This window comes from Algiphilus aromaticivorans DG1253 (genome assembly GCF_000733765.1).
Lineage (GTDB): Bacteria > Pseudomonadota > Gammaproteobacteria > Nevskiales > Nevskiaceae > Algiphilus > Algiphilus aromaticivorans.
The window spans coordinates 3,382,569-3,398,713 of the sequence record NZ_JPOG01000001.1 but is presented as its reverse complement, the minus strand read 5'-3'; the positions used below and the strand labels follow the sequence as shown (position 1 = coordinate 3,398,713).

At 66.7% G+C, this 16,145-nt stretch carries 11 protein-coding genes; 2 read left to right on the top strand and 9 right to left on the bottom strand.

Features of this window, described 5'->3' with window-relative positions; all coding sequences use genetic code 11:
• Positions 1-2: 2 nt before the first annotated feature.
• The 9 genes from gltB to pilM all read right to left on the bottom strand — a co-directional run bounded on the left by gltB (position 3) and on the right by pilM (position 12,619).
• The gene (gltB, locus tag U743_RS15825) at positions 3-4,475 is read right to left on the bottom strand and encodes a glutamate synthase large subunit (RefSeq protein WP_198022161.1); all 4,473 of its coding nucleotides are present in this window, start codon (positions 4,473-4,475) and stop codon (positions 3-5) included.
• A 207-nt stretch (positions 4,476-4,682) separates the two neighbouring features.
• Positions 4,683-5,831, bottom strand: a complete 1,149-nt coding sequence (locus U743_RS15820) for a deoxyguanosinetriphosphate triphosphohydrolase (protein ID WP_156966473.1) — start codon at positions 5,829-5,831, stop codon at positions 4,683-4,685.
• Positions 5,831-6,949 (bottom strand): 3-dehydroquinate synthase, encoded by a 1,119-nt coding sequence (gene aroB / locus U743_RS15815; RefSeq protein ID WP_232226815.1) that lies wholly within the window; start codon positions 6,947-6,949, stop codon positions 5,831-5,833. Before aroB ends, U743_RS15820 begins: the two co-directional genes overlap by 1 nt.
• Positions 6,946-7,458 (bottom strand): shikimate kinase, encoded by a 513-nt coding sequence (locus U743_RS15810; protein WP_043772522.1) that lies wholly within the window; start codon positions 7,456-7,458, stop codon positions 6,946-6,948. Before U743_RS15810 ends, aroB begins: the two co-directional genes overlap by 4 nt.
• Before the next feature lie 169 nt (positions 7,459-7,627).
• Positions 7,628-9,811 (bottom strand): type IV pilus secretin PilQ, encoded by a 2,184-nt coding sequence (pilQ, locus tag U743_RS15805; protein WP_198022078.1) that lies wholly within the window; start codon positions 9,809-9,811, stop codon positions 7,628-7,630.
• 24 nt (positions 9,812-9,835) lie between these two features.
• Positions 9,836-10,339 carry a pilus assembly protein PilP gene (locus tag U743_RS15800; RefSeq protein WP_043769619.1) on the bottom strand — a complete coding sequence of 168 codons (504 nt, stop codon included), beginning with the start codon at positions 10,337-10,339 and terminating at the stop codon, positions 9,836-9,838.
• Positions 10,336-11,004 carry a type IV pilus inner membrane component PilO gene (locus tag U743_RS15795; protein WP_043769616.1) on the bottom strand — a complete coding sequence of 223 codons (669 nt, stop codon included), beginning with the start codon at positions 11,002-11,004 and terminating at the stop codon, positions 10,336-10,338. Before U743_RS15795 ends, U743_RS15800 begins: the two co-directional genes overlap by 4 nt.
• Positions 10,994-11,581: a PilN domain-containing protein gene (locus U743_RS15790; RefSeq protein ID WP_043769613.1), complete on the bottom strand. Its 588-nt coding sequence runs from the start codon at positions 11,579-11,581 to the stop codon at positions 10,994-10,996. The genes U743_RS15795 and U743_RS15790 overlap by 11 nt, the downstream gene beginning before the upstream one ends.
• A gap of 3 nt (positions 11,582-11,584) precedes the next feature.
• Positions 11,585-12,619 (bottom strand): type IV pilus assembly protein PilM, encoded by a 1,035-nt coding sequence (gene pilM, locus U743_RS15785; RefSeq protein ID WP_052368286.1) that lies wholly within the window; start codon positions 12,617-12,619, stop codon positions 11,585-11,587.
• A gap of 244 nt (positions 12,620-12,863) precedes the next feature.
• On the opposite strand from pilM, the gene U743_RS15780 reads away from it, so the two are divergent.
• Positions 12,864-15,413, top strand: coding sequence for a penicillin-binding protein 1A (locus U743_RS15780; RefSeq protein WP_052368285.1), 2,550 nt, complete (start codon positions 12,864-12,866; stop codon positions 15,411-15,413).
• A gap of 95 nt (positions 15,414-15,508) precedes the next feature.
• A complete protein-coding gene (locus U743_RS15775) occupies positions 15,509-16,138 on the top strand; it encodes a hypothetical protein (protein ID WP_043769610.1) in 630 nt (209 codons plus the stop codon).
• Positions 16,139-16,145: the final 7 nt, after the last annotated feature.

Genomic DNA, 16,145 nt, shown 5'->3' with positions numbered 1-16,145 from the left:
CGTCAGGCGGCGGCCTTGACCGTGTTGAAGAGCTCGGTCAATTCCAGCGCCTTGGGCTTGACCAGCCAGAAGCGGCCGAGGAAGTCGCGCCAGTCGTCCAGCACCGTCTGGCCCCAGCTGGAGCCGGTGGCCGCGACGAACTCCTCGATCAGCGCCTTCAGATAGTGCTGATGCGCTTCCATGTGCTCGGCAACGATGCGATGGATATCGATCAGCTCGTGGTTGTACTGATCGACGAAGGTGCGCTCCTCGTCGAGGATGTAGGCGAAGCCGCCCGTCATGCCGGCACCGAAGTTGACGCCGACGCCGCCGAGCACGGCGACGACGCCGCCGGTCATGTACTCGCAGCCGTGGTCGCCCAAAGACTCGACAACAGCGGTCGCCCCGGAGTTGCGCACGGCGAAGCGCTCGCCGGCCATGCCGGCCGCGAAGAGCTTGCCGCCGGTGGCGCCGTAGAGGCAGGTGTTGCCGACGATGGCGGTCTTGCGGGTGTCGAAGCTCGAACCCGCCGGCGGCCGGATGACGATGCGGCCGCCGGTCATGCCCTTGCCGACGTAGTCATTGGCGTCGCCGTCCAGCTCCAGATGCAGGCCGCCGGCGTTCCAGACGCCGAAGCTCTGCCCGGCCGTGCCGGTCAGGCGTAGCGTGATGGGGTTCTCGGCCATGCCCTGGTTGCCCCAGTGCCGGGCGATCTCGCCCGAGACGCGGGCACCGATGGAGCGGTTGTTGTTCTTCACCTCGAAGCTGAACTCGCCACCGGTGCCGGCCTCGATGGCCGGCTTGGTCGCGCGCACCATTTCCTCGGCCAGCTCGCCGCGGTCGAAGGGCGGGTTCGGGCCCGTGCAGTAGTGACCGCTCTCCGCAACCATGCCGGCCGCGTCCAGAATCGGCTGCAGGTTGAGATGACGCTGCTTGTCGGTCTCGCCGGGCAGGATCTCGAGCAGATCGGTGCGACCGATCAGCGCCTCGATGGTCGGCACACCCAGCTTGGCGAGCCACTCGCGCGTTTCCTCGGCGACGAAGCGGAAGTAGTTCTCCACCATCTCCGGCAGGCCGATGAAGTGCTGCAGGCGCAATACCTTGTTCTGCGTGGCGACGCCGGTGGCGCAGTTGTTGAGGTGGCAGATGCGCAGATACTTGCAGCCCAGCGCCACCATGGGTGCGGTGCCGAAGCCGAAGCTCTCCGCGCCCAGGATTGCGGCCTTGACCACGTCCAGGCCGGTCTTCAGTCCGCCGTCGGTCTGCACGCGCACTTTCTCGCGCAGATTGTTCATGCGCAGCGTCTGGTGCGTCTCGGCCAGGCCGAGCTCCCAGGGCGTACCGGCGTACTTGACCGAGGTCAACGGCGACGCGCCGGTGCCGCCGTCGTAGCCGGAGATCGTGATGAAGTCGGCGTAGGCCTTGGCCACACCGGCCGCGATGGTGCCCACGCCCGGACCCGACACCAGCTTCACCGAGACCATGGCCTCGGGATTGACCTGCTTGAGGTCGAAGATGAGCTGGGCCAGATCCTCGATGGAATAGATGTCGTGGTGCGGCGGCGGGCTGATCAGTGCGACGCCCGGCATGGAGAAGCGCAGCTTGGCGATGCGCGCGTCCACCTTGTCGCCGGGCAGCTGGCCGCCCTCGCCGGGCTTGGCGCCCTGCGCGACCTTGATCTGGATAACCTCGGCGTTGACCAGATAGTGCGGCGTCACGCCGAAGCGGCCGGAGGCCACCTGCTTGATCTTGGAGGTCTTCTCGGTGCCGTAGCGCTCCGGATCCTCGCCACCCTCGCCCGAGTTGCTGCGGCCACCGATGCGGTTCATCGCCACCGCCAGCGCCTCGTGCGCCTCGGGCGACAATGCGCCCAGGCTCATGCCGGCGGAGTCGAAGCGCGTGAAGATGCGCTCCACCGATTCGATCTCCGTCATCGGCAGCGGCTCATCGGCCAGCTTCAGCTTGAGCAGGTCGCGCACCGTCGCCACCGGGCGATGGTTCACCAGATCGGCGAACTCGCGGTACTTCTCGACATCGCTGTTCTGCACGGCCTGGTGCAGCACCGAGACCACGTCCGGGTTGTAGGCGTGGTACTCCTTGTCGTGCACGAACTTGTACTGGCCGCCCTGGTCAATGCGCTTGCGCGGGTTCCAGGCGCGCCAGGCCAGGTGCTGCTGGTCCTTCTCGAGGTCGGAGAAGCGCGCACCCTCGATGCGCGAGATGGAATCCGTGAAGCACAGATCCACCACCTCGCTGCCCAGGCCCACGATCTCGAAAAGCTGGGCGCCGCGGTAGCTCGCTACCGTCGAGATGCCCATCTTCGACATGATCTTGTAGAGGCCCTTGTTGATGCCCTTGCGATAGGCGCGCGCCAGATCGACGTCCTCGCGCCCGGGGATCTGACCGCGGCCGCGCAGATCGTAGAGCGTGGCGTAGGCCAGATAGGGATAGACGCAGGACGCGCCGTAGCCGATGAGGCAGGCGAAGTGGTGCGGGTCGCGCGCGGTGGCCGTCTCGATGATGAGATTGCAGTCCGTGCGCAGGCCCTCGTTGATCAGGCGGTTCTGCACCGCGCCGGTGGCCAGCAGCGCGTGGATGGGCAGCTTGTCACGCGCCACACCGCGATCCGACAGCACCAGGATGACCTTGCCGGCGCGCACGGCGGAGACGGCGCGCTCGCAGACCGCCTCGACGGCGGCCTGGAGCTTCGTCTCGGCCGGATCGTAGTTCAGGTCGATGACCTGATGTGCGTAGTCGGGGTTCTCGGCACCCAGCGCCAGCATCTGCTTGAACTTGCCTTCGGACAGCACCGGCGAGTCGACGAGCAGGCGCGAAGCCCCCTCGGCGGTCTCGTCGAAGACCCCGCTTTCGGCGCCCAGCTGGCACTCCAGGGACATGACGATCTGCTCGCGCAGCGGGTCGATGGCCGGGTTGGTGACCTGGGCGAAGACCTGCCGGAAGTAGTCGTAGAGCGAGCGCTGCTGCTGCGACAGCACGGCCATGGGCGTGTCATCGCCCATCGAACCGATGGCTTCGGCGCCGGCCTCGGCCAGCACGCGCAGCACCTGCTCGCGCTCCTCGTAGCTGAGGTTGAAGAGCTTCTGGTAGATCGCCACCGAATCGGCACCGATGCGGTCCAGCATCTCGGGGCTCTCGGTCAGCCGCGCCTGCAGCCGCTGCACGCTGTTCTTCAGCCAGCTCTTGTAGGGCGCACGCTCGGCCAGCTTCGCGTCGATGTCAGCCGGCTGCAGGATCTCGCCGTTGCTGGTATCGACGGCGATCATCTGGCCCGGACGCAGGCGGCCCTTCTCCAGCACATCCTCGGGCTTGTAGTCCCAGACCCCGACCTCCGAGGCCAGCGTGATGTGGCGGTCCTTGGTCAGTACATAGCGCGCCGGGCGGAGACCGTTCCGGTCCAGGCAGCAGGCCGCGTAGCGACCATCGGTCAGCACAACACCGGCCGGCCCGTCCCAGGGCTCGAGATTCATCGAGCTGTACTCGAAGAAGGCGCGCACATCCGGGTCGAGATGCTCGACGTTCTGCCAGGCCGGCGGGATCAGTGCGCGCATGGCGGCAAAGATGTCCTTGCCGCCGGCGAGCAGCACTTCCAGCATGTGGTCCAGCGACTCGGAGTCCGAGCCGTGCTGGCCGACCAGCGGCGTGATCTCCTCGATGTCGCCCAGCGCCTCGCAGGCGAACTTCTTGGCGCGCGCCACCGCCCACTTGCGGTTGCCCTGGATGGTGTTGATCTCGCCGTTGTGGGCGAGGAAGCGGAAGGGCTGCGCCAGATTCCAGCGCGGCATGGTGTTGGTCGAGAAGCGCTGATGGAAAACGCAGATGGCCGAGGCCAGCTCCGGATTCGACAGATCCTGGTAGAAGGCCGGCAGATGCTCCGGCATCACCAGCCCCTTGTAGACCAGCGAATGCGACGACAGATGCGTGATGTAGAAATCTTCGTTGCCGTTCTCGCTGATGCGCTTCTCGGCATTGCGCCGCGCCTTGAACAGGCGGATCTCGAAAGCGCGCGCATCCAGCGCGGCGCCCTCGGGCACGACGAAGACCTGCTCGATGGCGGGCAGCGTCGACAGCGCCTCCTCGCCGCAGACACTGGAATCGGTAGGCACCGTGCGCCAGCCGGCGACGCGCAGGCCGTGACGCACGCAGCCGGCCTCGATGGCCTCGCGCTGGGCGCTCTGTTCGGCGGTGTCGTTGGACAGGAAGACGTTGCCGGCGGCATACAGCTCGCCGAGGGCGAAGCCGAGCCTGTCGGCTTCCGCGCGCAGGAAGGCGTCCGGCTTCTTCATGAGCAGGCCGCAGCCGTCGCCGGTCTTGCCGTCGGCGGCAATGGCGCCGCGGTGCGTCATGCGCGCCAGGGCGGTAACGGCGGTCTGAACCAGCCAATGGCTGGCCTTGCCATCCATATTGGCAATCAGGCCGAAGCCGCAGTTGTCATGCTCGAAGGCCGGGCGGTACAGGCCGGAAGCGGGGAGCTGCATCGACATAAGCAATCCATGGTGGAGGCGCATGGAGGCTGCGGCGACACTCCCCCGTGACGCGCCACCTGTTCCAGATGGGCGCCTGTTCTCGGGGTCAGACGTCGGAATTCGCCGCAGCGCGACCGGCGACTATCGATCAGCAAGCCTTTTGTGTCAAGGAAAAGCGGCCCTTTGATCGCTAGCGCAAGTCGCTATTATCGCGCTTTTTCAATCCACCTGCCGGAGGTTGAACAAGCTGCCGTGGACATGCAGCGCGTAACGGTCGGTCATGCCGGCGATATAGTCGGCTACGGCCCGCGCCACGCCGGCCTCGCCCTCGGCCTCGCGGCCGGCCGCAGCCACGGCCTGGAACTCGGGCGGCAGCAGCAGCGGATCGTCCACCAGCGCCTCGAAGAGCTCGCGGATGACGCGCTGGGCCTTGCGCGTCATGCGGTAAACGCGGTGGTGGCGATAGACGCGGGTGTAGAGGAAGCGCTTGAGTTCGGTGGCCTGCGTGCGCATGGCGTCGGAGAAGGCCACCATCGGGCGCGACTGAGCGCGCACGGCTTCCGGCGAGTCCGGCGCAGCCGTGGCCAGGCGCGCCTCGGTGGTGGCGCGCAGGTCGTCGACAAGAATCGTGATCAGGCGCCGGATGACTTCGTGCCGCCGCTGGCGGTCGCTGGCCTGCGGATGCAGGCGGCGCACCTCGCGTAGCGGCTCCGCCACCAACGGCAGCGCCTCCAACTCGTCCAGGCTGATCAAGCCGGCGCGGATGCCGTCGTCGATGTCGTGGTTGTTGTAGGCGATCTCGTCCGCCAGATTGGCGAGCTGCGCCTCCATGCCCGGCTGCGTACCGTTCAGGAAGCGCTCGCCGAGCGCACCCAGCTCGGCGGCGCGCGCGCGCGAGCAATGCTTGAGGATGCCCTCGCGCGTCTCGAAGGTGAGATTCAGGCCACGGAAGTCGGCGTACTTGTCTTCCAGCTCGTCGACCACGCGCAGCGATTGCAGGTTGTGCTCGAAGCCGCCGAGGTCCTTCATGCAGGCATTGAGCGCGTCCTGACCGGCGTGGCCGAAGGGGGTATGGCCGAGGTCGTGCGCCAGGCAGATCGCCTCCACCAGATCCTCGTCCAGCGTCAGCGAGCGCGCGAGCGAGCGCGCGATCTGCGCGACTTCCAGCGAATGCGTCAGCCGCGTCCGGAACCAGTCGCCTTCGTGGTTGAGAAATACCTGGGTCTTGTACTCCAGCCGGCGGAAGGCGCCACTGTGCACGATGCGGTCGCGGTCGCGCTGGTACTCGCTGCGCCCCGACGGCGCCGGCTCGGCGTAATGCCGGCCACGGCTGCGCGCCGGGTCGGCCGCCCAGGCCACGACGGCCATCAGGCCGAATCCGTCGCCGTGCAGTACTCGGCCAGCAGCCGCGAAAGCTGCTCCGCCGGCACATCGCCGGTGACCAGCGCCTCGCCCAGCCGCCGCAGCAGCACGAAGCGAAGCCGGCCGGAAACCACCTTCTTGTCGTGTGCCATGTGGCGCATGAAATCCGCCGGTGTCATGTCCTCCGGGACGGTGCTGGGCAAACCGGCGGCTGCCACCAATGCCTGCACGCGCTCGACCTCGCTCGCGCTCAGCCAGCCCAGCCGGCGCGACAGCCCTGCAGCCATGACCAGGCCGATACCCACCGCCTCGCCATGCAAATAGCGCGCGTATTCAGTGTGGGTCTCGATGGCGTGGGCGAAAGTGTGGCCCAGGTTGAGCAGGGCGCGACGCCCGGATTCTCGTTCATCGGCAACCACGACCTGAGCCTTCATCGTGCAGCAGCGCTCGATGACGTCCATGACACGCTGCGCATCCAGGGCGCGCAGCTTGGCCATGTTGTCCTCCAACCAGGCAAAGAAGTCCGCGTCGCCCAGCATGCCGTACTTGATGACTTCGGCAAGACCCGCGCTGAGCTCGCGGGCGGGCAAGGTGGAAAGTGTCTCGCAGTCGGCCAGCACCAGCCGCGGCTGGTGAAAGGCACCGATGAGATTCTTGCCAAGCGCATGATTGACGCCGGTCTTGCCGCCGACGCTGGAGTCGACCTGCGCCAGCAGCGTCGTCGGCACCTGCACGAAATCGATGCCGCGCTGATAGATCGCCGCCACGAAACCGGCAAGATCGCCGATAACACCGCCGCCGAGGGCAATCAGCACGCCGTCGCGCGGCATCCGCGTCTCCAGCAGCCAGTCGAGGCAGGCCTCCACCTGCTGCATGGTCTTGGTGCCCTCGCCCGACGGCACGATGCGCGTGTGCTCCGGGGCGATGTCGCGCTGCGCGACCACCGACTTCAGCCAATGCCGCGCCACTTCCTCGTCGCTGAGCAGGCGCACGGGGCGGTCGTGCAGCTCGCGCCAGGCACCCGCGTCGGCGATCAGCCCGCTACCAATGCGGATGGGATAAGTGCGCGCGCCCAGCTCGACCTGCAGCTGACGAGGGGGCAGACGTCGGGCGGTTGCGGTCACGGCGCGGACTTCTCCTGCATAAGGCTGCGATGGATCTCGTGGGCGAGCGCGCGCGTGTTGCGCCCGTCCGTGGCAACGATACGGTGAGCCGTCTCGCGGTAGAGCGGATCGCGCTCGGCGAGCAGCCGCGCGAGGATGGCGCGACGGTCGCCGGAGCGCAACAGCGGGCGGTGGCGGCTGCGCGCGGTACGGCGCAGCTGCTGGTCGACGCTGGCGTGCAGATAGATGACGTGGCCGGCCTTCTGCAATCGAGCGCGCGTCGCGGCGTCCAGCACCGCGCCGCCGCCAGTGGCGACCACGACGCCATCGCGGCCGGCAAGTTCCTGGAGGATGTCGTGCTCGCGCCGCCGGAAGCCGGCCTCCCCCTCCTTCTCGAAGATGAAGGGGATATCGACACCGGTACGACGCTCGATCTCGTGGTCGCTGTCGACGAAATCCATACCCAGCAGCGAAGCGAGTCGACGGCCCAGCGTCGTCTTGCCGGACCCCATGGGCCCGACGAGGAAGATGCGGCCACTGCACGCGGGAGCGGCGGGCCGCTCGCTGCGCGGCCGGCGTCGCTGCAGGAGCCTGAAGGGCGGGCGAACGCTCACGGTAGGCGGGAAGCAAGCTTCCCCGATACAAGGGGGGCGCAGTATATCGGCCCGGCCGGTCGCCAGTCGGCGACCGGCCCCGGAATCACTCGCCGCCGATATCGAGGCCTTCCTTGAGGATCTTCGGCGTCACGAAGACCAGCAGCTCGCGCTGACTGTTCATGCTCGAGTCGCTGCGGAACAGCCGACCGATGATCGGTATATCGCCGAGCAACGGCACCTTGGTCACCGTCTCGGTGGTTTCCGACTCATAGGCACCGCCGAGCACAAGGGTTTCACCGGTGCGCACCAGAACGCGCGTGCCGACTTCGCGCGTGGCGATGGCCGGATTGCCGTCGGCGTTCACCTGCGTGAAATCGGGCTCATTGCGCGTCACCAGCAAATTCAGGAAAACGCCGTCGTCCGGAGTGATCTCGGGCGTGACGCGCAGCTCAAGCAGCGCGTCGACGAACTCCGTAGTGGTCGACTCGGCGTCCTGCTGGCTGCGCGTGGTGATCGGAATCTGCAGGCCCTGCTTGATGACCGCCTCGCTGCGGTCGGCCGTCACGACACGCGGCGTCGAGACCAGCTCACCGCGACCTTCGGACTGCATGGCCGACAGCTCCAGATCGACGAGGAAGTCGCTACCCAGCACGGCAACGCCAAACTGGCCGGCGGGGCTGGCGATGGGCAGGCGCACGCCCAGACGATCGGCGAAGCCGGGAACACCGCCGTTGACTACGGTGTTGGCGGCGTTGCCCGAGCCGCTGAAGCCGACCGTGGCGTCTCCCGTCGTGCCAATGCTCGTGAAGCCGGCCTGCACGCCGAGGTTCTTCTCGAAATCGTCGTTGACGATAGCGATGCGCGATTCGATGAGCACCTGGCGCACCGGCACGTCCAGGCGCTGGACAAGGCGGCGAATCGCGGCGAGATTGTCGCGCGCCTCCTGCACGATCAGCGAGTTGGTACGCTCGTCGACGGTAATCTTGCCGCGCCGGCTGAGCAGCTCGGATTCGCGCACATCGTTCTCGGAGTTACCGCCACCCTCGCGCTGCTCGGAGGCCTCGCGGATGATTCCGGCGAGATCGCCGGCGCGCGAGTAGTTGACCTGGATGACCTCGGTACGCAGCGGCGACAGCTCTTCACGGGCGCGCCGGGCGGCGCGCTCCTGCGAGGCGCGCTCGGTGATCTCGCTGTTAGGCGCGATCATCATGACGTTGCCGCGCTCCTGCATACCAAGCCCGCGCTGACGCAGAACGATGTCCAGCGCCTGATCCCAGGGCACATTCTCCAGGCGCAGCGTCATACTGCCGTCGACGCTGTCGGAGACGACCAGATTGGTTTCAGCGACATCCGCAATGATCTGCAGCAGCGAGCGGACCTCGACATCCTGAAAACTCAGCGAGATGCGCTCGCCTTCGTAGACCGGCTCGGCAACGTCGCGCTCACGTTCCTCCGCCTCGCTGAGCGGCTTCAGCTCGATGGTGTAGCGACGACCGGCCTGATAGGCGATCTGCTCATAGCGCGCGTCGGCGATGGGCGTGACGACCAGCTCACTGTCGCTGCCATCCGGACGCAGTGCGATGCTCTTGACGGGGGTGGCGAAATCCAGCACGTCGAGGCGCTCGTAGCGCTCGGACGAGGCGCGGGCATCCCGGAAGCGCGCAATGATGCGGCCTTCCGATTCACTGCTGTCGATGCGGACATCTGCGCGGGTGAGGTCAACGATGACCCGTCCAGCACCGTCTTCGCCGCGGCGGAAATCGATGTTGCGGATCGCCGGACCTGCGGGAGCGTCTTTCTGCTTCGCCGCCTCGCGGGTCGGCTCGGCGCCACCGGCGCCGGCTGTCTGTTCTCCCGCCGGCTTCGTTACGGCCTGCCGATTCTCTCCGGCATTGACGAGAATATTGAGCTGATTGGCATCGCGTGTGATCTGATAGGGCAACGCGGCGGTCAACTCAAGCACCGCACGCGTCCGGTCGCTGGCCTCGGCCAGCGCCAGCGAGCGCGTGTCACCGACATTGATGCGGTGCACGCGGCCCAGATCGCCAAGACGAGTATTCGGCAGATCGATGGACAGCCGCGCCGGTTCCTCGACGAAGAAGCTCTTCGGCTCGGGCGCCGGGCCGTCGAAGGTAAGGGTGATGCGCACGCTATTGGTGTCGAGGGCGACGTGATCGATCGCCTCGATGCTGCGCTCGGACTGAGCGGGCGCGGCGGTGGCGAGCACGGCCAGCAGCAGGCCGCCTGCCCCCCGGCGCAAGTGCCGCATGATGAGTTGTCCGGACATGGAATCGGTCTCCTGCATGATTCTCTACTCGGCGAGCGGGATCGTGGCCGGGCGCTCGGTCCAGCCGCCGAAGCCATCGGGAACGATCTCGACGAGCTGCGTTTCGGTGGGCGTCACGGCCGTGATGCGGCCATAGTTCTGGCCGGCGTGCATGCCGACGGATACGCGGTGAATCTTATTCTCTGGGTCGCGGAGCAGCGCGAAACGGGTACCCGCGCGCTCGATCAAGCCGACCATCGTCAGGCTGTCCAGCGGATAGGCTTCCAGCGGCTCGCGCGGCCGGTCCTGATCCGGGCGCAGCCCGCCACGCCTCTCCTCGCGCTGGGGGCGAATCGGTGCGAAGGGGTCGCGGCGGTCAGCCTCGCGATAGACGAAGCTTTCGTAAGGCTTCGGCTCGGGCAGCGGTTCCAGCTCGCGCCCGGGCCGATCGTTGATGCGGTCGATATAGGCGCGCAGATCCTCACGCCCGTCGTCGCAGGCCACCAGAAACAGCGCGGCGAGCGGCAGAAGCAGTCGGGCCGTCTTCATCGCCGCCCCCTGCGCGCGCCGCTGCTGCGCTGCGCGGCGAGTTCGTCGTCATCAAGGTAGCGGTAGGTCTTGGCTGTAGCCGACATGCGCAACTCGGTGGGCGCATCGCTGTCGTTGCCACCGCCACCACCGGTGCGCGAGATCTCCACCTGTTCGATGGTCACGATGCGCGACAGCTCAGCGATATCCGAGACGAAGCGCGCCATGTCGTGGAAGGTGCCGACGACGACGATGCGATTCGGCAGCTCGGCGTAGAAGTCACGCACGATCTCCGACTGCGGCTCGAAGATCTCCTCGTCCAGATTGTTGGCGCTGCGCGTGCGCGAAATGTCATTGAGCAGGTTCGCGACCTCGGCCTTGCCGGGCAGCTGACGCAGCATGGCGCCGAAGTCGCGTTCCATTTGCTCAAGGCGGGCGCGGTAGGCGTCGAGGGCGGCAGCGCGGCGCTGCTTGGTCTCGAATTCGCTACGCAGCTCCTGCTCGGTACGCGCGGCGCGCTCGGCCTCGACGTAGCGATCCTTGATGAGGTACCAGTAGCTACCGGCGATCAGCACCGTGGCCAGCAGCACGGCGGCGGCTGTCCGCACCCAATCCGGCCAGCTGCCCGGATTCTGCAGATCCAGGCCCTGCAGCTCCTCGAAACGGCGGCGCAGATCAATCTGCATCGTCGCCCTCCTCATTCGCGCTCTGCGGATCGCGCAGTACCTGCACCCGCAGCGTGAACTGGGACTGGCGCACTCGATCGTTCTCGCGCTGGTTGCTGCGGATGACCACCAGGCGCGGGTTGTCGAACCAGCGTGACGTGTCCAGATTCTTCATGTAGCTCGATACGCGCGCGTTCGACTCGGCGATGCCCTCGATCGTGACTTCCTGATCGTTCTGCTGAAGTCTCTGCAAATGCACGCCGTCGGGGAGGGTCTCCACGAGCTGATCGAAGAAATGCACGGTCGCCGAACGCGAAGCCTGCAGCGAATCGATGACCTCCATGCGCGCCAACAGATTCTGCTGGACCTGTTCGAGCTGCGAGATCTCCTTGATTTCCTGGTCGAGCCGCTGGATCTCGCTACGCAGCAGATTGTTGCGCGCCTGCTGATCGGAGAGCACCGAGCCGGCGTGCATCCACCACAGCAAGGCGACGGCGCCACCGAGGACGGCTGCACCGATCATCTGCTTCTTGAATTCCTGGAGCCGGCGCTCGCGACGCGCGGTGCGCCAATCCAGAAGATTGATGTGCGTGGCCATAGGCTAGCGCACCGGGTCAAAGGTTCGGGAGGCCAGACCGAGGGCGAGCAGCAGCGCGCTCTCGTTGCGTTCCAGATTCGCGGAGCGGCTGCGCAGGGCCACCTTCATGCCGGTCAGCGGGCGTGCGCGCTCGGCGGGGATCTGCAGGCGCTGGCCGAGATGCTCGACGATGCCTTCCAGATAAGCCGAGCCACCGGCGATCAGCAGCTGGTCGATGTGCTGGCTGACACGCCCCGAGGCAAAGAACATCTGGAAGCTGCGATCCACGAGCTGAGCGACTTCGTCGAAGAAGGGAATCAGGATCGATTCGCGATAGTCCTCGGGCAGCGCGTTCTCCTTCTTCGCCTGCGCCGCCTCCGCCAGGTCCATGCCGTAGGCGCGCATGATCTCCTCGGTCAGGTTGCGGCCACCGACGCTGTGTTCGCGCGAGAAGACGCTGTCGCCATCGTGCAGCACGTTGACATGCGTGGCGCTGTTGCCGATGTCGATCACCGCCACGGTATGGCCGCTGCCTTCCGCCGGCATCTGGCGACGCAGATAGTCGCAGGCGTTCTCCAGCACGAAGGGTTCGGCGTCGACGACGGCGGGCTCGAGTTCGGCCAGCTCCAGAACCTGGGTCAGCGCCTCGACGTGCTCGCGACGGCAGGCGGCCAGCAATACGTCCACTGCGTCAGGGTCATTCTCCGAAGGGCCGATGACCTCGAAGTCCAGGCTGACCTCGGCGACCGGATAGGGAATGTACTGATCAGCCTCGACGGCGATCTGCTCTTCCATATCGTTCTCGGAGAGCGAGGCCGGCATGGTGATGACCTTGGAAATCACCGAGGCGCCCGGTACGGCCAGGGCGACGCGCCGCGTCTTCGTACCGGCGCGCGACAGCGTGCGCTTGAGGGCGCTGGCCAAGGCATCGGGATCACTGATCTGTCGATCAATGATGGCGCCCTCAGGTAAAGGCTCCACCGCGAAGGCGACGACCTGCGGGTCGTCTTCGTCACCGGACAGCTCCACCAGCTTGATGGCGGACGCGGAAATATCCACGCCAACCAGTGGCTGGCTCCTGCGCCCGAACAGCCTCGGCATCACTCCCATCTAGGCACCGCTCGCGTGGCGACCGCGCAGCTCCTCCCCCCGGCTGCATCGGCCTGTGTCCGCTAATATAACGCGGTGAAGCTCGGATGCAACACTAGATTCTTCACCCAAGCCCCTGATATGTAAGCGCCATGCGGCAGCGCATAGCGCCACTGCTACGCTCTCTGTCGCTTTCGGTCCGCCTGCCTTTCTCATGTCTCTCGCCTCCAGAATCGCCCTGCGCACGGGCTTTGTGCTGATCGTCGTCCTCGCGGCGGGGGCCGCGCTGGCCACTGCGGGCTTCTTCGTCGCCAAGAAAATCTACGAAGGCGATCTGCCCTCGGTCGAGGCCGTGCAGGAGCTCCCTTTGCAGGTGCCGCTGCGCATCTATACGCGCGATGGGAAGCTTATCGGCGAGTTCGGCGCCGAGCGGCGTGATCCGCTGGACTATGCGGAGCTTCCGAAGCCGCTTATTGAAGCCTTCATCGCTGCCGAGGACGCGCGCTTCTTCGAGCATCCGGGCGTCGACTGGCAGGGAATCCTGCGCGCCGGCATCAATCTGATGCTGACCGGTGAGCGCAGCCAGGGCGGAAGCACGATCACGATGCAGCTCGCGCGCAACTTCTTCCTTACGCGCGAGCGCACCTACGAGCGCAAGATCCGCGAGATCTTCCTGGCGCTGCGTATGGAAGAGGTGCTGTCCAAGGAACAGATCCTGGAGAGCTATCTCAACAAGATCTACCTCGGTGAGCGCGCCTACGGCGTCGGCGCCGCCGCCAAGGTCTACTTCGGCCAGCCGGTGGCGGAGCTCAGCGTCTCCCAGATGGCAGTGCTGGCCGGGCTGCCCAAGGCCCCCTCGCGCGACAATCCGGTCAACGATCCGGAGCGCGCACTCGAGCGGCGCGACTACGTGCTGGGGCGCATGCACGATCTCGGCTACATCGACGATGCGGCGCTGCAGCGCGCGCGTGCCGAGCCGGTGATCGCCAACCCCGAGCGCGCCGATGTCGACGTCGATGCGCATTTCGTCGCCGAGATGGTGCGCCAGGAGATGATCGACCGCTACGGCGATGCCGCGTACACCGACGGCTACCGTGTCACCACGACCATCGACAGCCGCCAGCAGAAGGCCGCCACCAACGCGCTGCGCCGGCATCTGCGCGAGCACAGCGCACGCCAGGGCTACCGGACGAATCGCCCGATGATCGCCGAGACAGTACGCGATGAGCTGGGCGGCGAGCCGCTCGCGGAGGCCGTGATCACCGGCATCAACGAGCTGCCGCGCCTGGCCGGGCTGACCCGCGCCGTCGTGCTTTCACACGATGCAGAAGGCATGCAGCTGACACTGGCTACCGGCGATCGCGCACGCCTCACGCCCGAGGACTACGACTGGGCCGAGCTGGGCGACACCCGACTGACTCGCGGCGCCCTCGTCTATCTCGAAAACCGGGATGGCGAGGGAGATGAAGCCGAAGTCGACCCCGAGCAAGCCGACTGGCGACTCGCGGCCGAGCCCATCGCTCAGGGTGCAGTCGTAGCCATGCGGCCCGACAGCGGCGCCATCACCGCACTGGTCGGCGGCTACGACTTCTTCGATGGCCGCTTCAATCGCGCCATCCAGGCCGAACGACAGCCGGGCAGCGCCATCAAGCCGATCATCTACGCTGCGGCCCTCGATCAGGGATTTACCCCGGCCTCGGTGCTCATCGACGCCCCTATCGTCATGGAGGACTACGCGCTGGAGGCGAAGTGGCGCCCTCGCAACTACAGCGGCCGCTTCCACGGGCCGACACGCCTGCGCGAGGCGCTGGTGCACTCGCGCAACATCATTTCCATCAAGCTGTTGCGCAGCATCGGGGTAGAGGTCGGGCGCAACTACGCCACACGATTCGGCCTACCGCTGGAACGCATGCCGAACAATCTATCGCTGGCGCTGGGCAGCCCAGTCTTCACGCCGCTGGAAATGTCCCGCGCCTTCGCCACTTTCGCCAACGGCGGCCACCTGGTGGACCCCTACTTCATCGCGCGCATCGACCGCGCCGAGGAGAACGCCCGCCCCATCGTTACGCCGATTCCGCCACTGTGCGACAACCCGCTGCCGGCGACTTTCGAGTACGAGGCCACGCGCGCGCAGGACGCCACCGAAGACGAAGCGGAAGGCGAGGCGGAGGATCTCGTCCCTGCCACCATCAGCATGCCGGTGCCCACCAGTGCGGCGCTGCCCAGCGAACGGCGCAAGGCCGAGGGGGCGCTACCTCCCGCACCACTGGAAGTGCCGGGTTGCCTACCGCGCACCGTCAACGAACGCGTCGCCTGGATGACGGCCGACATGATGCGCGACGTCACGCGCCGGGGCACCGGCGCCCGCGCCACACGGCTGGGGCGCAGCGACATCGCGGGCAAGACGGGAACGACCAACGACGAGGCCGACGCCTGGTTCGTCGGCATCCAGCGCGAACTCGCGGCGGCGGTCTGGATCGGCCACGATCAACCGCGCCGGCTAGGACGCGGCGAAGGCGGCTCACGCGCGGCACTGCCGGTATGGATCGATTTCATGAACGTCGCTCTGGAAGGCGTTCCGCAAGGCTTCATGCCGCGACCTGAGGGCCTGATCGACGTGCGCATCGACGCGGACAGCGGTCTCATCGCACACCCGGATGCCGAGTCGGTAGTCTTCGAGACGCTGCCCGAAGAGCGGTTGCCGGACATGGAACATGCCACCAGCAGCGAACCTGGCGGTTCCGCGCTGGACGCGCTCTACTAACTCTCGATAGCAACTCTCTATATCGGCGCGCGACAACGTTGACGCCATCGCTACACCTGCATAAGTTATTCGCAGGTTCCGGTGGGGCAGCAATCATGGGCAAGCGATCGGCAAGCCTTGCCGGTGTGGATCTGGTCCGCGAGACAGCGCGCATCCTCGTCGAGGAACGGCTCACCGACTACCGGCTGGCCAAGCAGAAGGCTTCGCAGCGGCTCGGGCTCAGCCTGCGCACGGCAATGCCGGCCAATTCCGACATCCAGGCTGCGGTGCTGGAGTACCAGCAGCTATTCGGCGGCGACGCGTATCACACCCAGCTGCGTCGCATGCGCAAGACCGCTCTGGAAGTCATGACACTGCTCGCCGACTTCTCGCCACGCATGGTGGGAGCCGCCGCCACGGGGGCAGCGCACGGCGGACATCGCTTGCAGCTGCACTGCTTCGCGGATATGGCCGAGGCGCTGGATCTTTTCTTTCTGGAGCGCGGCATCACCTTCGAGACCGGCGAGCGCCGCTACCGCTTCGGCGACGGCCGCACGCAGGACATTCCGCTGCTGCACTTCAACGCCGGCGACGTCGGCGTCGACATCGCCATCTTCGATGAACTTGGCCGCCGCCAGAAACCGCTGTCACCGGCCGACGGCCAACCCGTGCAGCGCCTCGACCGCGCCCGGGTTGAAGCTCTGTTGCGCGAAGACGGCGACGACGACCCGCGCGCGGTCGCCTGAGGGCGCC